The sequence below is a fragment of the Fodinibius sp. SL11 genome (assembly GCF_052060035.1).
Lineage (GTDB): Bacteria > Bacteroidota > Rhodothermia > Balneolales > Balneolaceae > Fodinibius.
The window spans coordinates 505461-526288 of the sequence record NZ_JBPOEA010000001.1 but is presented as its reverse complement, the minus strand read 5'-3'; the positions used below and the strand labels follow the sequence as shown (position 1 = coordinate 526288).

The 20828-nt window shown below is 42.5% G+C and carries 12 protein-coding genes; 4 read left to right on the top strand and 8 right to left on the bottom strand.

The window, feature by feature from the left end:
* Positions 1-22 precede the first annotated feature (22 nt).
* From ACQ76V_RS02055 to ACQ76V_RS02025, 7 genes are all read right to left on the bottom strand, one after another.
* A complete protein-coding gene (locus ACQ76V_RS02055) occupies positions 23-4813 on the bottom strand; it encodes a GH36-type glycosyl hydrolase domain-containing protein (RefSeq protein WP_440998798.1) in 4791 nt (1596 codons plus the stop codon).
* Entirely contained in the window at positions 4753-8640 is a 3888-nt protein-coding gene (locus ACQ76V_RS02050; protein ID WP_440998797.1) for a hypothetical protein, read from the bottom strand. Before ACQ76V_RS02050 ends, ACQ76V_RS02055 begins: the two co-directional genes overlap by 61 nt.
* Positions 8641-8728: 88 nt before the next feature.
* Positions 8729-9055, bottom strand: a complete 327-nt coding sequence (locus tag ACQ76V_RS02045; protein ID WP_440998796.1) for a DUF5335 family protein — start codon at positions 9053-9055, stop codon at positions 8729-8731.
* 331 nt (positions 9056-9386) lie between these two features.
* Complete coding sequence (locus ACQ76V_RS02040) at positions 9387-9839, bottom strand: Hsp20/alpha crystallin family protein (RefSeq protein ID WP_440998795.1); 453 nt, start codon at positions 9837-9839, stop codon at positions 9387-9389.
* A gap of 234 nt (positions 9840-10073) precedes the next feature.
* Positions 10074-10745, bottom strand: a complete 672-nt coding sequence (locus ACQ76V_RS02035) for a response regulator (RefSeq protein WP_440998794.1) — start codon at positions 10743-10745, stop codon at positions 10074-10076.
* Positions 10746-10763: 18 nt separating this feature from the next.
* Positions 10764-12176, bottom strand: a complete 1413-nt coding sequence (locus ACQ76V_RS02030; RefSeq protein ID WP_440998793.1) for a PAS domain-containing sensor histidine kinase — start codon at positions 12174-12176, stop codon at positions 10764-10766.
* Positions 12177-12901: 725 nt separating this feature from the next.
* A complete protein-coding gene (locus ACQ76V_RS02025) occupies positions 12902-13651 on the bottom strand; it encodes a hypothetical protein (protein WP_440998792.1) in 750 nt (249 codons plus the stop codon).
* 211 nt (positions 13652-13862) lie between these two features.
* Here ACQ76V_RS02025 and deoC point away from each other — a divergent pair, with 211 nt between their 5' ends.
* From deoC to ACQ76V_RS02005, 4 genes are all read left to right on the top strand, one after another.
* Positions 13863-14777: a deoxyribose-phosphate aldolase gene (deoC, locus tag ACQ76V_RS02020; protein ID WP_440998791.1), complete on the top strand. Its 915-nt coding sequence runs from the start codon at positions 13863-13865 to the stop codon at positions 14775-14777.
* A gap of 79 nt (positions 14778-14856) precedes the next feature.
* On the top strand, positions 14857-16377 hold the full coding sequence (locus ACQ76V_RS02015) for an aldehyde dehydrogenase family protein (RefSeq protein ID WP_440998790.1): 1521 nt from the start codon (positions 14857-14859) through the stop codon (positions 16375-16377).
* A gap of 55 nt (positions 16378-16432) precedes the next feature.
* Positions 16433-17302, top strand: a complete 870-nt coding sequence (locus ACQ76V_RS02010) for an aldehyde dehydrogenase family protein (RefSeq protein ID WP_440998789.1) — start codon at positions 16433-16435, stop codon at positions 17300-17302.
* Positions 17303-17306: 4 nt separating this feature from the next.
* On the top strand, positions 17307-17915 hold the full coding sequence (locus ACQ76V_RS02005; RefSeq protein WP_440998788.1) for an SPOR domain-containing protein: 609 nt from the start codon (positions 17307-17309) through the stop codon (positions 17913-17915).
* Here the strand turns inward: ACQ76V_RS02005 and ACQ76V_RS02000 are convergent.
* Positions 17907-20804, bottom strand: a complete 2898-nt coding sequence (locus tag ACQ76V_RS02000; RefSeq protein WP_440998787.1) for a tetratricopeptide repeat protein — start codon at positions 20802-20804, stop codon at positions 17907-17909. The two genes, ACQ76V_RS02005 and ACQ76V_RS02000, sit on opposite strands and share 9 nt — an antisense overlap.
* Positions 20805-20828 lie beyond the last annotated feature (24 nt).

Sequence of the window (20828 nt, the reverse complement as noted above, 5' to 3'; positions counted from 1 at the left end):
CACGCTAAAAATACACAACGACCTACTCCTCTATGGTGATTTTTAATTGATAAATGCCCGGGCTATCAGGAATTTTACAGGTCACCACATTATGTTTTATGGAAACCGGTAACCCATTGAATGACGCAGAGACTTTCCCTTCTGATAATTTATTAGGATTCAGGACTTTGATATTCACTTCCACATCCAGTGCTCTATTTTTTATCGAGCACTCATACCACTTCCACGACGGAATAATACTGGGAGCAATCTGAATCTTCGTTCCATCAACAAAGGATATGCCCAGAATAGATTCCAGGATTACGCGGTACATCCATCCCGCAGAACCCGTATACCACGTCCATCCTCCCATTCCGACCAACGGATGTTCACCATAAATATCTGCTGCAACCGCATAAGGCTCAACCATATAGCGGTTTGCATCTACACTATTTAAAGCATGGTTGATAGGCAAAAGCATCTTCATGTACGAAATGGCCTTTTCCGTTTTTCCGGCTTCTGCAAACGCTTTCACCAACCAAAGCGCGGCATGAGTATACTGGCCGCCATTTTCTCGCACCCCGGGAATATAACCCTTGATATAACCGGGATTTTTCTCAGTTTTGTCAAATGCAGGCGTGAGTAATTTTATAATACCATCTTCCTTTGATACCAAATATTGTTCAGCAGCAAGTAATGCTTTTTCCGTTTTGGCCGGTGCACCGGCTCCAGAAATGACTGACCAAGCCTGTGCAATAGCATCTATGCGGCACTCATCGTTTTGGGATGATCCCAATGGAGTCCCATCATCGTAAAAAGCACGACGATACCATTCGCCATCCCATCCCTCATTATTAAGATGCCTTTTTAACTCTTTTTTATACGCCCGATATTGTTCAAGTCTATTATTGTCATCATATTTTTTCACAATTGGGATAAAATCATCCAAAATGGTGTAGAGAAAAAATCCCAACCATATACTTTCACCTTTGCCCTCAACCCCTACCTTGTTCATCCCGTCATTCCAGTCCCCTCCTCCAATTAATGGTAATCCATGTTCGCCTTTGGTTAGTGATCGATCGATTGTCCGACAACAATGCTCATATAGGGATTCCTTTTCAAGCGAAGCCTCTGGCTGCAAATAGGCCTCATGCTCTCCTTCGTACAGTTGACGTGCTTTCAAAAATGACACCTGTTCATCCAGAATTTCTTTATCCCCGGTATTCTTGATGTAAAAAGCTGTTGCATAGGCCAGCCAAAGCAGATCATCAGTGATGATTGAACGAATACCTCGATCAGTCGGCGGATGCCACCAATGTAGCACATCGCCTTCCTCAAACTGATGGGCGGCATGCAATAAAATTTGATTACGCGTAAGCTCGGGATCTATATAGCAAGCTGCCGTAGCATCTTGCAGCTGATCACGGAATCCGAATGCCCCACCCGCCTGGTAGAAACCGGTTCGCCCCCACATTCTGCATGCTATATTCTGATATTGCAACCAGCCATTCATTAGAATATTCAATTCTGGCTCTGGTGTTTTAATTCTAATGCCACCCAGTTTCTTACGCCAGAACGCTTTGACATCCCTGAGTGACTGTAAAATTGCATCAGCAGACTGGTATTTACTGATTAGCGTACGAGCCTCTTCTTGGTGTTGTGCTTCGCCCAGGTAGAAATAAATTTCAACTGATTCACCTGACTTCAATTCCAATGGAAACTGAAATGCAGCACACGATTCAAATCTCATCCCAAAACGTCCGTTAAGGGCTGTTTTTGCTATTACTGCCAGTGGATTTTTTAAATCTCGGTTGCGCCCGATAAATGATTGTCGATCGGAGGAATAAGAAATCGACGGGGTCTTCTGATCTGTTGATAGCCCTGTGAACGCTACCCTTCCGGCAAATTCATTATTGTAATGGTTCCTGGCAAATATGACTTGTAGTTTTTCATCAACCGAGGTAATAATCTGTCGTGTTGCCTCCTCCCTAAAAACACCTAATACCCAGTCGGTATACCGAAACAATGTTAGCTTTTTATCCATCAGTCCTTCGTTAGAAAGCCTAAGCTTTACAAACTTAATAGGATCATCTTTGGCTACCCATGTGGTAACTTCCTGCTCTATATTCATGGTCGCACTTTTATAAGTGGAATACCCATGCCCGTGCCTGATTTCATAGTTGGCACTACCGGGCACCGGCTGTGGCATGGGCGACCAAAATAATTTTTCGTCTTCGTCACGTATATAAATCACCTCACCTGATGGATCCAACACCGTATCATTTGACCATGGAGTAAGCTTATTTTCTCTACTATTTTTACTCCAAGTATAAGAGGATCCTTTTTCGGTCGTCAAAAAACCAAATTCGGGGTTTGCCAATACATTGATCCAAGGAGCCGGCGGGAAAAGCAGTTCTTTGGAATCAGGATCGGTCCGGAGCGTAATAACATATTCATGTCCTTTTGCGGTAAATCCACCATAACCATTATAAAACAGTAACTCATCCCCAACACTGATTGATTGGTTTTCGGCAAAAGCGTGTTCTATCGGCCTGAATGTTGATACATGGTTTTCTTCAGGGATCACTGCCTGATTATCTTCTTTTAGCTGTTTAAGGTTGGGCAATTTCCCCTCAAGAACCACATGGGCTACCGTATCGATAAGAACATTATCCTCTCTACCCAACTCGTCACTGCGGAGGATAAACACCCCTCCTTTGTCTCGCTGCGTATGAAGTTCGGTGGTTTGCTGTATCTGCTGGTGAATTAATTCTTGAAGCTCATTTACATATGACGGCGGATGATCATTCATAAAAACTAAATCAATATTTAACCCGCGTTGGCGCCAAAAATGATGTGCTTTCAGTAATACCGTTACTTCACGCATATATTTTTTATCATCAATATGATAAACCAAAATAGGTACATCCCCGGAAATGCCGTGCGCCCAGAGGCTCGATTGCGTTTTCTTATTTTGGGTTAATGTACCTTCATCGGCACGCAGTACCTCGCAATTATAAATAAGGTAACCCGTGAGGTGTTGAATATACTGGGCTTGCTCTCCACTTAAGCCCACATGCTCTAACTCTACATTGCCGTAAATAGAAGCAAGTTCAAAAACACGATCTGTTGCATAGGGGTTATCATACTCATCCCCCATAGCCACCGCTTCTTCTCGATTAGCTACTCTCCCCAACCCAAAAGTAATATTCCTCTTCTCTCCGGGATTGAGTGTTATCACTCTTCGAATACTCACGATGGGATCCTTCACATTTCCCACGGTACCGCTTAGTCTTGCTCCCTGGTCTAATGCCTGCGGATTTTGCATGGACCTGTTTCGACCAATAAATTGGCCGCGATCTGTTTCAATCTGCAGATCTTCGTTATGCTGATCGGTGCCTTCACTGGCTATGGTGTGTACCAACCAAATGGGATCTTCATCTTCTGCACGAGGACGTCGTTTGGCCAATATAGAATGATGCTGATGGAGATATTCTGTTTGCACAAATAAGTTTGAAAAGGCTGGATGGGCTCGGTCGGCCTGCTGCGTGTTTAAGACTACTTCGGCGTAACTGGTAATCTCAATCTGCCGTTTACGGTCAGAATAGTTTGTCAAAGTTATTTTACGCAACTCAATATTGTCTTCCGGTGAAACACAGATTTCCATGAATGTTTCAATCCAGTCATCCACCCGGGCAACCTGTACTTTCCCGGAATGATACCATGAGTCGTAACGGTCGGCCTTGCGCTTAACCGGCTGATGGCCTGCCGACCAGTAATTGCCACTTTCCAAATCACGTATATAGAAAAACATGCCATAATGGTCGGCCACCACATCTGCTCGCCACCGGGTAAGCATGATATCATCCGCATAAGAGTAGCCAGTTCCGGAATGGGTAATCAAAGTCGAATAATGTCCATTGGAAAGAATATGTGTCCGAGGCGGTGTATCGTCCAGATCCTCAATGCTGGCATGTTCAACGACATTTACTGCCCGTTCCTCTTCTGCGGGCTCAAGCTCAACATCAATAGGGCGCGGTTCTTTGATAGGAATACCTCGCGGAATTCGCTCTTGAAGAAGCAGTTCACAGGAACGAACCAAAGGATGATCATGAAACAATCGCTGTATGCGGTTGTTATCCAATACATTAAACAGCGCTAACAAACTCATACCTTGATGATGCGCCATATACATTTTTACTACGGCATTGTCGGTGCTCCCATTCATGTCAAGATTCCGGGGGGTATAGTCGACTGCTTCATAGAAACCATTGGCCCCATAAGCCCCCACATCCCGCAATTTTTGCAAGTTGCTTAAAGCATGCCTTGGATCCACCATCAGCGCGAGCATGCCAGCGTATGGCGCCACAACATAATCCTCTGCAAGCCCACGTCGCAACCCTAACCCCGGTACACCAAATGCCCGGTATTGGTAATGTAATTCCAAGTTTCGCACGTTATACCCACTTTCAGAAAATCCCCATGGTTTATTCCGCAGGGAGCCATAATTTCGTTGCCACAAAACCACATTGTCATAAGTATTGCTGAGTAGGGTATTTTCAAATTGCGACATAAACAGCAGCGGCATCAGATATTCAAACATCGTACCACCCCATGAAAGTAAAATTTCGTTGCGCTCAATACTTGTTAAACGCCGGCTCAACCTAAACCAGTGTTCTGGCGGGGCTTCTCCCTTTGCTATGGCTATAAACGACGCCAACCGCGCCTCACTGGCCAACAGATCATAGTAACTGTTATCCTGATGAGCCCGATCTACATTATACCCGATACTAAAAAGCTCACGCTCTGAATCATATACCAATGAAAAATCCATCTCTGAACCATCTGCCGACAAACACGGCTCAATTTTGAAGCCCTGGCAAGAAGATCAGCGTATACGGTAGGGTTAAATGTTTCTTTATCTGTTGATTTGCTGTCAACTGCTCCCAACTCCTCAATTTCATCCAGCTGATGTTCGATCTGAATCAGCGGACGTTGTATCCAATCGCTCCACTCGTGACTTTGCTGATCCTCTAATGAATACTCGAAGACACCGCCTGCAAGTTCATCCAGTTTAAGGGCATCTTTACGAAGCAAAACCAGGTCATCTTTCCAGTTTTCAATGGACTTAGATGGGTTTTTGGGAATGTTATCTTCCATCTGCTTTGTAATAGCAATCACTTCATCAACCAAATTTTGGTGATTGTCACTCTCTTTGAGCTCGGTAAAAAGATCATTTAAAACTTGGAGAGTATCTTCTAACCCTTCCCAAAACGCTGGATTGGGCCAGGGCTGTTTATCCAATTGATGCAATGCCTGCTCAACAACCAGCAGTGCGGCCGCCAAATTCCCTGAATCAACAGTGGATACATAATTGGGATTCAAAACTGCTCCCAACTTCGTACTGTACCAATTATAGAAATGCCCCCGGTACCGATCGAGTTTATTCATTGAGGTTAGCATCTTATCAAGCTGTGATACCATTTCGGTTAGGGTGAGATATCCCATCTCAAAAGCGGAATACACCGCTGTTAAAGCCAAACCCATATTGGTTGGGGATGTACGTCCCACCGCCCCGATATATGGTTCTTCCTGTACATTATCGGGGGGCAACCAAGAGTGTTCTTCATTCACATATTGCTCAAAGAAATGCCACGTTCTTCGAGCATATTGGCGTAACTCTTTGTGCTGCTGCGATGACAGTACTCGTTTTTCAGTTTTAAGAGGTCGCCCTAAAAAGTAAGTTACATAAGGTGCAATGAACCATCCCAAACAAAGAGGTATTGCAATAAATAATACCGTGGTACTAAAAACACTTACCAGTGCTAAACAAAGTCCGCTCCAAATAATATTGGGTGCCATCTTTTTCCAATACTCCCACTGCGATCCATTGGCATGTTCTTTTTCGACCTGGGTAGCAGTAGTCCATTCCAGTAAGTGTTTTTTCGATACAAACAGACGATAAAGAGTTCTGAAAATAGCATCCAGTGAGATAAAAGCCTGGTGCGGAAGATCCAAAAAACTCGTTACCGCTTGAATAGTATTCATCTTGATATCAACACGGATTTTATCCAGATATAGACGCCATCCCACACGCTGTGGACGTCGAAAAATATCTGTTGAGAAACTGGAGTAGATGGGAAAAGCCATAATGCCAAATACGGCGGCCGTCCATATCAACGCCGATCCCGGCAGAAAAATCCATCCGGCTAATAGAAAAATCAATAATGCAGCCGGATTGAGTGATCGACGAAGATTGTCAAATATTTTCCATTTCGAAATACTGTTAATGGGATTGTTTTCCTTGTCCTTATCGCCTTTATACACCCTATTAAACAGCCAATACAAAATCTGCCAATCACCCCGAATCCACCGATGAAGCCGTTTGGAATAACTCAAATAGGTAGTCGGATAGTCATCAAAAAGTTCAATATCGGTCAGTAAAGCCGCCCGCAGATAGGTACTCTCCAACAAATCGTGCGATAATATACGATTATCAGGAAAACGATCAGCAAGTACTTTTTCAAAAACATCTAAGTCATATAATCCTTTACCGGTAAAAACCCCTTCTCCAAAAATATCTTGATAGATATCCGAGACGGCTGTGGTATAGGGATCAAGTCCGACGTTGCCGGAATAAATTTTAGCAAACATCGTTTTATTAGCCGATTTGGGCGGGATGGATATACGCGGTTGAAATATGCCGTATCCTTTTGTTACGATGTTACGCTCAGGATCGATCTCTGCTTGGTTAAGCGGATGCGCAGCAGCCCCAATAAGCATGCGAGCACTACCCGGCGGGAGTTTGGTATCGGCATCGAGCGTAATTACAAATTTGACCGGAAACTTTTGGACGGATGCAAAAAAATCTTCTGGGATTTCTGTAAAACTCGTTCTTGCATCTTTATCTTTTAACAGCTTGTTGAACTCCTCAATTTTACCGCGTTTTCGCTCCCACCCCATCCATTTCTGCTCCGAATCATTCCACAATCGCTTACGGTGAAAAAACAGAAATTTATCACCAAATTTACTATGATATTGCACATTCAGTCGATTGATCTGTTGGCGGGCTGCCTCCAAAATAGCTTCATCGTCCTCTCTCGTTTCAGTCTCGGCATCAAGAAAATCCGAAACAATAGCAAACTGCAACGACTCGTTGGCATTGGCCAGTGCTCGAATTTCAAGGAGTTCAAACTGTGCTTCCACATCAGCAGGTGATGACAACATCGTTGGTACAATGACAACCGTACGGTACGCATTCGGAATTTCTCCCTCAAATTCCAGTTTGGGCAAAATACGGGGTGGAATTAAAAAAGAAAGAATCCGATTGGTAGAAACAATAGATAAATCAAGAGCCGGCAACCATGAAATAATCAGTGTGAGAATAACCATCCAAACTTCCCGGGCCAATAAATTGGTAACGAGCCCTACAATGGTAATAAGAAATACAAAATGGATTCCAATAAGGGAAAAATAGATTACAGGATAATCTTCAGCCAGCTCCCGCAAACGCTCATCAAATGGCTTTTTGTACGATAGTTTTTGGCAGAGATCAACATAACCGTCGTCAATAAGATAGTAGCCGATATGCATTTTTTTACTGCGCTGTTTAGTGCCGTTTTGGGCAGCGCTTTCGGCCATCATCAGTGCCTTTTCGGCCACATCCTGCTCGCTGTAGGTGGAATGAGCACTAAGCTTTTCCACTATTTTGCGATAACGATCGCGCGTACTAAAATCCATACGCGGATACATATCGGCGGGATCGAGTCGCAAGATACGCTCGACGACCGAACAGCTCTCCACAAAAAGTGACCAGTCGGTTTCTGAAACTTCTCGCAGCGAAGATATGGCATTCTGAATACTTAAGTGCAGCCGCGAAGTCTGCTGTATCCGGTCTCGAAGTTGCTCTTCGAGGTTCGTTTCCCAGCTCGAAAGTTTATAATCAAACCAACGGCGTTCATTTTCAGTAAAAATGCCCCGTGATTGAAGACGCTGGGCCAAAATCACCAAATAGCGGATCGAGTTGTGCTGCTGATCAACAATTTCGGACAGTTTCCGAAGTAGAAAACCGGGTTCATCAATATTACCCGAAATCTTATCATTTAATAATGCATCAATATCATCTTGGATCTTTCGATCTCTGAGTAGCTTTTTACTTCGTTCGGCCAATCGAACAATAAGTGCTAACCGATTCATTAGCGGCACCGACCACATCTCAGCCAAATTTAAAGTATCTACCTCCTGGTAGGCTCGAATGGCAATGGTAGTATTCTCCCGATCAATAATGTTGTCACTGATTGATGCCAGCAGCTGTATAATCTCGTAGGTTCTTGGATACCCTTTAAATTCGCTTTGAGTTAACCGGGGTAGCTTCTCGTAATACGATTTCGGCAAATCTGCTTTCAGCTGTACAATCTGCTCTTGGATAATATAAAAGTTGTCAATAAGCCATTCGCCCGCCGAACTCAATTCCCGGTTAAGCTTCGCCGCCCTTGCCAACACCGTGTAGGTTTCGGTGAGAGTTTTTTTGGCCGATACCAAAATTTCATCGACCGATTGCATCGGCTTAGCTTCAAGGGTAACTTGCTGCAATTCAGCGAGTTGGCGTATCTCCTCTTCCAAATATTGTTTATTAAAATGGACTTGTGTTTCTGTAGCCATAGCCAAGCACTGTTAAAGCGGACAGTCGAAAAAAATTTGTGTTACCTACCCGCACTTTTGATGATTTCTGTCCCTTTTATATTGATATTTATCTGATGTCGATGATACTTTTCTCACCGTCACGCCGCACCACCATCATCGCAGTTAACCAACCGTTATCTTCTTCGTTTACATATATCTCTTGGGGATGTGAAATGAGATGATCCAATTTATCGATCTGTATTTCCAGGATATCACTTTTGGGATCATAGGTAATGCCTTTCAAGGGGGTCCATTTAATTTCATTCTGTGCTCCCATATCCTCCGAAAGCACTTGAATCTCAATATATTCCGGCCGTTTATCCTTTAGATATTTTATAGAGAATGCATCAAAATACCTTTGCCACTCCTGCTTGCTAATTTTCTTGGAATCCATAACGACCCTCTACACTTAATCAGTTCAAAGTATTATAGATATGTATAAAAAAACGGCGATGAATAACTACAGGTGATACCCCACTTCACTGTCCGATTTTTCATTACAGAGATAGTGATACCGTTTTCGAATTACTCATCACAACTCTTCAGCTGTAAGAACCTAACGTTGATTAGATTCTATAATTTTTTTAATAGAAAGTTATAAATTATTGCTATGAAAAAGTTTACAATAAAATTATGATGTAGCGATAAAAGTCCTGATAATTTTTTTATATAAAAAGGGCCACGCTTTTGCGCAGCCCTTTTAACCAATCTAATATATAATCGGACTATTCAATAGGTACGGATTTCCGTTTGCTCTTTTCAGCTTTTGGAACAGTCACTCTCAAAATCCCCTCTTTAAACGTAGCTTTAACTTTATCTTCTAAAATTGGAGCCGGTAAAATTATTGAACGTTTAAAAGCTCCGAATGAACGCTCACTCCGTAAATATCCAGGACGCTCTTCTTTATGTTCCTGTTTTCGCTCTCCTTCGATGGATAACACATTGTCGTGGCAGTTAATCTGAATATCTTTCTTGCTAAGTCCCGGCAACTCAACTTCAACAATATATTCTGCTTCTGTTTCTAACATATCAGTGGTTGGGGTCCACTTCATCATTCCAGTTTCATTGTCATCCAACCGCCAGCTAAAGGGAATAAGCTCATTAAATATGCGATCCATTTCTCTACGCAAATTGCTCACCGGGGCAGTCGTGGGCTGATATCTTGTCAATTGCTTCATAATAACTCCTTCCTTTTTGATTTATGGTTTCTTGGGGTAAATACCCATTGGATTGAACATAAAGCATAGAAGGCAGCGGAAGTGCAATAGCTTCTATAGAAGCATTGTAAGTGTAAAGGCGATTCGGTGATAGGTAAATTCCCTACATAGGAAAATCACGAAATTAGTTATCCAAAAAACGCTAACAAAGGCGGATAACCAGTATTTCAGCTTACCGTTTACATAATCATTTTATCAATACATATCTGAATGTTCGGTTTCTACCCACTTAACAGCATGAACCATTAATTCAGTAGCATTGTCCAGATTTAATTTTGTTTTTATCCGAGCACGATATGACTCAACCGTCTTTACAGAAAGGTGTAGTTGTTCAGCAATTTTACGTGTACTATTCCCTTTACCGGTCAATTCAAAAACCTCCAATTCACGATCACTAAGTTTCTCAATGGGTGATTCCATAACCTCTTTTTGTCCACGTGCCATTCCCAACAATAAGCGTTCACTCACCTCTTCACTGACGTAGATGCCCCCATTTAAAACCTTTCTAACGGCCTTTAACAACACCTCACTGGCTTCAAGCTTCATCACATATCCCTTTGCTCCTGCTCGGATAACCCGTTCGGCATAAAGTGATTCATCATGGCGTGAGACTACGAGTATTTTCTGGTCTTCTTTATGGGATATCACATGCTTCACCAATTCAAGGCCGCTCATTCCCGGTAGAGATACATCTACAATTATTAAATCCGGGTTGAGCTCATCCAATCGCTGTATAAGTTCTTCGCCGCGATCAAGCTGTTCAATAACCTCAAAGCCCGGATCAGTATCCAGCGTAAGTGCCAATCCTTTACGCATTAATGGGTGATCATCAACCAAAACAACGCTCTTCTTAAAACTATTAGACATGGGCCTTCACCGTTTTTCTTAATTGTTAAATGGAATAGTACATACTACTTTTGTTTCTTGATTCTCAGTTTCGAAAATTTCAATACGTCCCGATAACATATTCGCGCGGTACCGCATAATATTAATTCCCATACCCGTTTTCTTTTTTTTGTTTCGAGACTCGGTAAAACCAATACCATCATCTTTTACAGAAAGTTTTAAAGAACCATTTTCAGTTTTTAAATCAATGCGAATATTACTGGCCCTACCGTGCTTTACAGCATTGCTAATTGATTCCTGAGCTATTCTGTATAAGTTCATGCCTTGCATATTATTATGCAGGTTTATTTTTTCTTTATTACTTACCACACAGCTAACATCAAACAGCTTTTCGACCTGTTGAGCCAACTGTTCTAAGGCAGTATTAAGCCCCTCTTCTTTAAAATCAATGTGAACTAAGCCATGTGCTAACGCTTTGGCATATTCATCGGCTTCTTTTATCAGATCAGATATCTCTTGTAATTCATCTGAGCCGGGAATACCGTTGGATTCTAATTTGCGAGCCAAATTTTTACTGATCAGATGAATCCCAGTTAGCATTTGTCCAAGACCATCATGAAGATCCTGCCCTAAATTTCTGCGCTCCTCTTCTGAAATACGCAAAATCTCCTGTTCAAGGCGACGACGTTCACTGATATCATTTACTACCCCCGTCAAAATTCGACTTCCCTCCCAATCGACTTCACTGACCGATAACTCCAACGGGAATACAGACCCATCTTTACGCCGCCCCATCAGCTCTCGGCGATATCCTATGATATTTTTCTCAACTGTTTCGTCATGCCATTTCATTAAATAGCCATCTTTATTATCTGCTCGAGGAGTAACAAAATTAGGATCGGGAATTAACACTTTGATATTTTTACCCGTAATCTCTTCTTCGTGGTATCCAAAAATACGAGCGGCAGAATGATTAAAGTTCAAGATATAGCCTTCATTATCAGTCGTAAAAATACCATCAAGAGTGGTCTCCAAAATAGCCTGGGCGCGAGCTTTATTTTCTTCCAATTCTTTTTCAATTCGCTTTAGTTCCCCAATATCATGCACTGATGCAATGATTGCCTGTGGTTTTCCCTGATCATCCATCAACGGTTTGGCGTTCACATCAATCCAGATAATCTCATTTTCTTTCGTTATGCTTTTCCACTGGCCCTGAACCTCCTCACCTGATAGTAATTTTTTAAAATGCTCGTGATATTGTTGTTCCGCTACAAAGGGATATATCTTGCTCAAAGGCTCATTAATCATCTCTTCTCTTGAATAACCGAATATCTCTTCGCAAGTATGATTCCAATAGGCTACGATCCCGTTCAAATCTGTAGTGATAACACCGTGATCCATGTGCTCCAGAATCTGGCGGGCGCTGGCGATATGATTTAATAGTTCCTGCATCTCTTTCACTCTATTTTAAAAGATAATACTCCTTAATACGTTAAAAATCACCAAATAATAAAAAATAGCTAATTTCTATCGGCAATTCCTTTAGCTAATCAAAATTTGAACAATTACAATACCAATCATTTCCAAAAAGAAATACCATTCAACACCCCTTACATAGTGTGGGGATATTCCCTACATGACAAGCATCAATTAAAAGCAGGATAAAGGTCTCAAACCCCTACAGGACATTACTTACAGTTTTTTGGAGTAAAATATTACAGAAGCTTAGCTTCAATGTGATATTTCCCACATCTGCCATGAGAAAATTTTAATCGGGAGTAACGACTCAAGATCAAAATTCGGTAATACTTGAAGAGTTGTCGATTTTTTAGAAGAGCGTTTGGTCGTAAGAATTGGATATAAAAACAGCTTTCCAGAATTTTGAAAAAGGTATCAGTGACAACGGAAAGATAAGCTGACATCCACAGAATCTGACTAAGAATATCTGTTCATGAGACCATAAAAAAGGGAGATGGGTATTATCCCATCTCCCTCGGCGCACTACTTCAAAGCATCTCCCTAAAACTCTGAAGTAAAAACTCTCTCTAAGCCTCTAACATTATGGTTAATAACTTGTCAGACACTATTTGCAGTATAGACCACAAATTGGCGATAAACAATCCCGATTTGTAGTTGTTTAATAAGGTGTTAATGTGGGGATTTTCACCCCCGTAAAATTACTGAAGTTTGGTCAGCCACTCATTTGCCCACCGAGGATCCAAAGTTTGCAATGAATCATTAAGCAAGCTTTTTTTCATAACTGTATTAACCATAAAATGGTGCTCTTTCATCCATCGCTCCATTAACCGTTTCCCTCTTTGAGGATTGGTAGAAACCGCAATAGACCAACATCGAGCAACCTCCTCTTGCAAAACTTTATAATCCTGATTCCACTCCAAGTCTTCGACAAACGTGGCGGTAATCCACTCCAGTAACTCCATGGCTTCGAGGTACCCCTCTTGGTCCTTTAACACCTTGTCAGAACATACCGCGGCCAAACAGGCACGCTGCTCTAAAGGGGTTCCGATTTTCCACTCGTCAACATAATTAAGAAGCCGTTTTAATTTTTTCCGGCCGATATATTGCAATGCTTTTATAACCGCTTTTCGTATGATGAGCCTGGGATCATTTGCTCGTTCCCGAAGCTGATTAAGTAATCCGTGATCATAATATTTTGATAGATAAACCCCATATCCCAACACGCCACAATATGTTAAAAAAGCCTCTGCCGAACCTTCAATGGCTTCGACATGGTCTATGCGGACAAACTGCTTAAAATCCATCAATGTCCCTACCCGGGCGAAGGTCTCGGCCAATTCAACATTAATTTTATCTCTTGATATAAATGCATTCTCCATAAGAAATGTACGCCATTGTTTGGGCGACATATTAATCAACACCTTCTCATAACTCTCTATCTCATTCATTTAACCTCCCCTTTTTGGATTTATGGCATTCAGAATACTAAATTCTTACATGCATTGGTATAAGGGAAAATCCTACAAACTGTGTGCTGTCAGTAATTCATTACTTGGATAATTAGGCGTTATATTTTGGGGGAATTACAATCTATTCTTACCTTCAAAAGGATATGAACGCAATGTTTTATGTTGCGTTTGACGCTTTACAGAATTAATAATGAACAATTCGATTTTGAAGATTTCTGAAATCACAAAAACAGTACCTATTGACGAAGTAGGAGTTGAGGAACGGGTATCACGGCTTAACTCCAGAAGCATAAAAAAAGAATCCAAGATACAGGCTCTTGAATTGGCTCTCAGCATGATCGACCTTACCACACTGGAGGGCATGGATACGTCTGGAAAAGTTATCCAGCTCTGTCAGAAGGCCAAGGAGCCCTATGTGGCACTTCCTGACCTCCCTACTGTAGCTGCTGTCTGCGTGTATCCTAATATGGTACCTACAGCCAAAAAAGCCCTGCGCGGCACTGATATCAATATTGCCAGTGTAGCTACGGCTTTCCCCAGCGGGATGAGCACGCTGGAAGCAAAGCTCCAAGAAACGCAACAGGTTGTCGAAGACGGTGCTGATGAAGTTGATATGGTAATTTCACGCGGCGAATTTCTGAAAGGGAATTACAGCTATGTGTATGATGAGATTGCTGCCGTTAAAGAGGCCTGCGGAGAGGCTCATCTCAAGGTCATCTTAGAAACCGGCGAACTGCAAACGTATGAAAACGTACGCAAAGCAAGCGATCTGGCTATGCATGCCGGTGCGGATTTCATCAAAACATCTACCGGTAAGGTTAAACCTGCAGCCACACAGCCGGTAACATTAGTAATGTTGGAAGCAATACGCGACTATTTTTATGATACCGGCCGTATGGTCGGTATGAAGCCGGCGGGCGGTATTCGAAAAGCTAAGCAGGCTATTCAATATTTAGTGCTTGTAAAAGAAACTCTTGGTACCGATTGGCTAACGCCCGAATATTTTCGTTTTGGTGCCAGTTCGCTGACTAACGATCTGTTAATGCAGATTGTAAAGCAGCAAACCGGTGTTTATCAAGGACCCGATTATTTTTCTACAGATTAAATACCACTGTCATATCGATCTACTAATTTGCTACTGATATTCGAAATGACTAATTAACTTATTATAGATTTTTATCGTTATGTCTGAAGATTCAAAACAAGCTGAAACCGTTGAAGAAAAACCGTTTAAGCCTACCTCTCCAAATTCAAAGCTGAACTTTGACGGTTTTTGGGAATATGATGATGCGCCCCAAGATGCCGATCATGCAGAATACAAAGATCAGTATGATCTGTTTATCGACGGTAAATTTATTGCTCCCGAAAAAGGCCGTTATTTTGATTCACTGAACCCGGCCACGGAAGAAAAGCTAACTTCTTTTGCCGAAGCCACTCAACAAGATATTGATAAAGCGGTAAAAGCAGCACGTAGAGCATTTGAGAAAAGCTGGTCCACGCTTGAGGCCAAAGAACGAGGCAAATATATCTATCGCTTAGCCCGACTGATTCAGGAACGGGCTCGAGAGTTTGCCATTCTCGAAAGTATGGATGGAGGTAAGCCGATCCGTGAATCACGCGATGTCGACGCTCCGCTTGCTGCTGCTCATTTCTTCTATTACGCAGGATGGGCTGACAAGCTCGAATATGCATTCCCCGGCCGAAATGCAGAACCACTGGGAGTAGCCGGACAAATTATTCCCTGGAACTTTCCTCTCCTGATGCTGGCCTGGAAAATTGCTCCCGCCCTGGCAACTGGTAATACCGTGGTGCTTAAACCGGCCGAAACAACATCACTTACCGCTTTGAAGTTTGCTGAATTATGTCAGGATGCCGGCCTGCCTGACGGCGTAGTTAATATTGTCACCGGTGCAGGCCAAACGGGTTCTGCCATTGTCAATCACGATGACATCGACAAAATTGCTTTTACCGGTTCCACCGATGTTGGAAAGATTATCAAAAAGTCGCTGGCGGGAACCGATAAACGTTATACACTGGAGCTGGGCGGCAAAGGCCCAAATATCATTTTTGAGGATGCTCCCCTGAATCAAGCCGTTGAAGGCGTTATTAATGCAATATTCTTTAATCAGGGGCATGTCTGCTGTGCCGGGTCGCGCCTGTTTGTTCAAGAAGGTGTGGCCGATACGGTGATTCAAAAACTGCGCGACCGAATGGAAACACTAATCGTTGGTGACCCGTTGGATAAAAATACCGATATCGGTGCCATTAACTCCGAACAGCAGTACAATAAAATTAATGAGTACCTCGAGATTGGGGTCAACGAAGGTGCAGAGATGTATCAAAGCTCCTGTCAAATCCCCGAAAAAGGTTATTTTTGCCGGCCTACCCTCTTCACTAATGTTGCACAATCCAATCGCATTGTTCAGGAAGAAATTTTTGGCCCGGTATTAACGATCCAAACATTTCGCACGGCTCAAGAAGGAATCGAAAAAGCAAACAACACGCCTTATGGCTTAGCCGGTGGTGTTTGGACCGATAAAGGATCTAAAATATTCAATGTGGGAAGTAACATCCGCAATGGTGTAGTATGGTCGAACACCTACAACAAGTTTGATCCCACTTCACCGTTTGGCGGCTATAAAGAAAGCGGCGAAGGTCGCGAAGGCGGACTGCAGGGGCTTTATCCCTATGTGAAATTACAATAGATAATTGGATCACTTGCTTGCGCTCGAAATGACAACGATCTTAAAATAACATATTATGCCTGACAGAATTGAAGTACAAAAAACCTATAAAACGTATGTGGACGGCAATTTTCCACGTACAGAATCCGGACGGTATTACAAAGTCTATGACGGAGACGATAACATCCTGGCAAATGCCTGTCAATGTTCACGCAAGGATGTCCGTGATGCCGTTGTAGCAGCACGCAAAGCACAATCCGGATGGAATGATCGTACTGCCTATAACCGCGGACAAATACTGTATCGCATTGCTGAAATGCTGGAAACCCGTAAGGTTCAATTTGTAGAAGAGCTGGAGACCATTGGCTATAAAACGAAAAAAGCTACAGAAGAAGTTAATGCCTCCATCGATCGCCTAATTTACTACGCTGGCTGGTCAGACAAATATCAGCAGGTGTTTGGCACTATTAATCCGGTGGCAAGCTCGCATTTTAACTTTTCCATGCCCGAGCCCACAGGTGTTGTCAACATCTGGGCACCCGAAGATCGCCCCCTACTGGGATTGGTATCTGTGATGGCTCCCGTTATTATTGGCGGCAATACTTGTATCATTTTAGCACCAGAAAAATATCCGCTGAGTGCTATAAGTTTTGCCGAAGTGCTTAATTCATCAGACGTTCCGGGGGGAGTTGTGAATATTCTTACCGGTTACCGCGATGAGCTCCTGGAACACATGACGACCCATAAAGATGTGAACGCCTTTTTTTATACTGATCCTGATATCGATCCAGAAAAAAGGAAACAAATAGATGAAAATGCCACTTTAAATCTTAAGCGGGTTCGGTATAAACCGGTAGAAGATTGGCTTTCTGATGAATCACAATCCCCCTATTACATCACTGACTTCCAAGAAACAAAAACAACCTGGCATCCGGTTGGACTCTAACTTTATGACTCATTTTTTCCGCAACATTTCATTCTCCTTTCTTGCGCTATTAGTAGTAGGAATTATCGGTTGTAAAACAGCTGAGCAAACAACTACCGAACAGGATGATCCAACTATTACTAACCGGGAGGAATCTTTATCCGAATTTTTAGTAATGCTTGATAAAAGCCGAAGCAACTTAGGTGATGTGTACCTATCACAGAAACAGGATATCCCTGAGATATATCTTAATGCTGATTCAGCAGTCGGACAAATCAATCGTAATCCATATGACGGGTATCGTATTCAAATTATTTCGACACGCAATGTAGAACATGCTGATTCTGTAGCAAACTCCTTCCGCATGTGGGCTGATTCAACCATTGCTGGTTATACTCCCGATGCTTATGTATCCTTTCGACAACCTTACTATAAGGTACATGTGGGTGACTTTCAGCAGCGTAACCAAGCCAACAAGTTTTCCCGCCTGATAAAATCTAAATATCCTGAGGCGTGGGTGGTGCACGATAGAATAGAACCCTCGGATATTCCGGCAGATACCGCTAAATTTGAGATCAAAAAACCTGAACCACTGTCTGCAGATTCCTTAACGACCCAAAAGAACTCAAATTGATTCTTTGAAATCAGGTCCCAATTGTACGGCCAGCTGATCAACTTCATTCATCAGTTCTGATTGCTCCTCTTTATCAACTATCGATATCAGTTGAACCCTTGCCTTCAGATGGTATGGATTTTTTGACAGGGCTTCCCTCAATTCCTTTTTAGCATTTTCGAGGTCCCCATTTCTGACCGAAAATACTCCTTTGGTAAAGTGAAGAGAAGCCTGTTCAGCAGGTAACCTTACTTCAACAGAGCTTATAATTTGTTCCGCAGCTTCAACCTGGTCTAACTTCAGCATAAGCCTTGCTTTAAGCAGTTGATCTTCAACATTTAACCTATTGGTTTCCGCCTGATCAATGGCTCGATTTGCCTCTTTTTTATCTTCTTTTTGCAAGTAAACATACCCTTGTCGTAACCTATAATCAGCTCGCTCGTTATCTGCGGATTCCATAATTCGCTGTCCCTCTTTTAGCACTGAGGCCGCTTTATCCAGCTGTTTGGCCGCAATTAATGCATCACTATACCTCAGGAGATATTCGAAATTTTGTGGATTTTGATCCACAAGTGACTCAAAAAAATCAACAGCCTCAGAAGAATATCCCATACGACTTCGCATCATATAATAATCCGCTTCAGCTTCTTCTTTACGATCACGCAAATACGTTGAAATGATAGGCCCATTCTCCGCATAGTGCTTTGCGGCTTCCAACGCCTTATCCATTTTTCCATATTGGTTATAACGATCCCGCTGAATACGATTTAGTTGTGCCCGTTCAGCCAAATCATTTTCCAGCTTTTCTGCTTTTTTGAATAAAGTAACCTGACGCTCTATTGATTCATCAAAAGAAATATTTTTGCTTAATGCTTTTTGATGCCAGACTTCAGCCTCTGTTACAAAAACCGGAGCATAGTTGGAATCAAGCTTCCTGGCCTTAGCCACTCTTCGATCAGCTTCCTCAAAATCTCCTTCACGAGCCTCAACTTCAGCGTATTCCAGAATTGCAGGCAGATAATCGGAACTATAAGAGAGCGCTGTATCAAGATGTGCCTTTGCTGTGGAAGCTTCTGAGGAACGACTTGCCAGTGCCAAGTGGGTCTGTGCCCAGTTATCATCAAAAACATTTTTATTCCCCGATAGATACATTTGCTGTTTATTCAGTAACGAGTCTAAAAATGCATAAAAGTTAGGATCTTTATCCCGAATATATTCTCGGGTATTCATCGATTTATGATTCAATGGATGAACCTTCTGCTCTGATAGAAATCCAGCATATCCCTGAGCAAAATACTCACTTTCATTGTTTGCCGCATAATAATCAAGCGTATGGTTATTTTTCATGGCATCATGATACAGGGAACGTATGCGTCGATCTTCTCTATCCGTCAGAATTCGTCCGTGATACAAATGGGCATATTCATGGGCCAGTACATTCCGTTCCAGATGGGCACCTCGCTCAAGATACTCAATACCCGTGGCGCCACTACCTACGCCGCGAATATCCATCCACTGACGATTATCAAAAGTGGTACCGTACCGGAAATAGTTATTCTCCATTGCCTCCGCCAAATCGATATGTAGTGGAGGAATCGCAAAATTGGATCCAAACTTATCAATCATTGGCAAGTATGCTTTACTGGGACCAATTTGCTGGGCAATCATTTTTGTTACGCGATCACCGGGAAAGTATTGTGCATCCGGAAATACCTCATATAAGACCGAACCTCCATCAGGTACCGGAGTTTTTGCGATGGAATCCTCCAATGCTTTAAATTCGTCTAACTGCTCAAATTGCCGCTGCTTGATAACAGCCGCCAAGCCATTGTGGGCGGGACCATAATTTTCTTTCTTATCTAAAATATTTTTTAAAATTGCCTGGGCGGAATCCAATCGGGTATTGCGATCCATTTCATAAGCCATATAAAAAATAGATCCCCGTGTCATAGCCGGCAAAATAGATGCTGGGTATTCTTTCTCCACTGTACGGGTAACCTGAATAGCTTCTTTAAGCTGATTCCCAGCAATTAAGTTCTCGCTTTTATCCAACAAGCTACGGACGGTACTGTCGCTGGGATTTACATAATCCGCATAGGTTAGATTGGTATGGCCATTGCCAAAGTGCCAATGCGTGAGATAGTGCAACGGGTTCACCTCTAAAGCTAAATTCCACTGGGCAGCCATATCATCGAGTTGAGTAGCATCTACCCTTCGCCAAATAGCGTATCCATAACTAAAACGGGCATCAGCATTAAACGGATCAATTGATAACGCTTTCTGCAGTGAAACTTCCGCTTTTTGAGGATTTTGCGACCAGAAATGAGCCTCCGATTCAAGCCAGTATCCACCGGCAAATTGGGAATCCCACTGCTGTATTTTCCGTGCCCACCCCAATGCTTTGTCGTGATTGCGATTTAGTAACGCAATCTTTCCCCGGATCAAACCGGCTTGGGGATCTTCAGCATTGGCACCCAATAACTTTACAGCTTTTTGATCTGCTTGGTCCAGCCGCCAGGCCTGTATATCGAGCTCTAACTGTAATAATATTGCCTCTCGGTTAGCGTGCTTTTCTTGAAGAACAGACGATACAATCTGCTCGGCTTTTGTATATTGGTGCTTTTTAATCAACAGGCGGGCCTCTGTAAGCTTTAACAGAGCACTCGGCTTTTTTATATCCGATAGGTATGATTCAGCTTCATCCCAAAGACCAAGCGTAATCAGTCTTTCAATGTTTTCGGCAGTCGCCTCTTGTTCTACCTGTTTTAGCGCTTGGTTCCGCTGCTTGGATAACAGTTCACGGGCCTCATCAATACTATTAACATAGGCCTTAGGTCCCTGAGTACATCCAACAAAAATAATACATATCGCTACATAAAGTGGCAGCTTCCGGTAGTATTGCGTAACCATTATTGATGTCCTTGATTGAAATGA

Excerpts from the sequence above, each read along its gene's own strand:
- ACQ76V_RS02055 (WP_440998798.1), bottom strand. The coding sequence starts at position 4,813 with ATGGATTTTTCATTGGTATATGATTCAGAGCGTGAGCTTTTTAGTATC.
- ACQ76V_RS02050 (WP_440998797.1), bottom strand. The coding sequence starts at position 8,640 with ATGGCTACAGAAACACAAGTCCATTTTAATAAACAATATTTGGAAGAG.
- ACQ76V_RS02045 (WP_440998796.1), bottom strand. The coding sequence starts at position 9,055 with ATGGATTCCAAGAAAATTAGCAAGCAGGAGTGGCAAAGGTATTTTGAT.
- ACQ76V_RS02040 (WP_440998795.1), bottom strand. The coding sequence starts at position 9,839 with ATGAAGCAATTGACAAGATATCAGCCCACGACTGCCCCGGTGAGCAAT.
- ACQ76V_RS02035 (WP_440998794.1), bottom strand. The coding sequence starts at position 10,745 with ATGTCTAATAGTTTTAAGAAGAGCGTTGTTTTGGTTGATGATCACCCA.
- ACQ76V_RS02030 (WP_440998793.1), bottom strand. The coding sequence starts at position 12,176 with ATGCAGGAACTATTAAATCATATCGCCAGCGCCCGCCAGATTCTGGAG.
- ACQ76V_RS02025 (WP_440998792.1), bottom strand. The coding sequence starts at position 13,651 with ATGAATGAGATAGAGAGTTATGAGAAGGTGTTGATTAATATGTCGCCC.
- deoC (WP_440998791.1), top strand. The coding sequence starts at position 13,863 with ATGAACAATTCGATTTTGAAGATTTCTGAAATCACAAAAACAGTACCT.
- ACQ76V_RS02015 (WP_440998790.1), top strand. The coding sequence starts at position 14,857 with ATGTCTGAAGATTCAAAACAAGCTGAAACCGTTGAAGAAAAACCGTTT.
- ACQ76V_RS02010 (WP_440998789.1), top strand. The coding sequence starts at position 16,433 with ATGCCTGACAGAATTGAAGTACAAAAAACCTATAAAACGTATGTGGAC.
- ACQ76V_RS02005 (WP_440998788.1), top strand. The coding sequence starts at position 17,307 with ATGACTCATTTTTTCCGCAACATTTCATTCTCCTTTCTTGCGCTATTA.
- ACQ76V_RS02000 (WP_440998787.1), bottom strand. The coding sequence starts at position 20,804 with ATGGTTACGCAATACTACCGGAAGCTGCCACTTTATGTAGCGATATGT.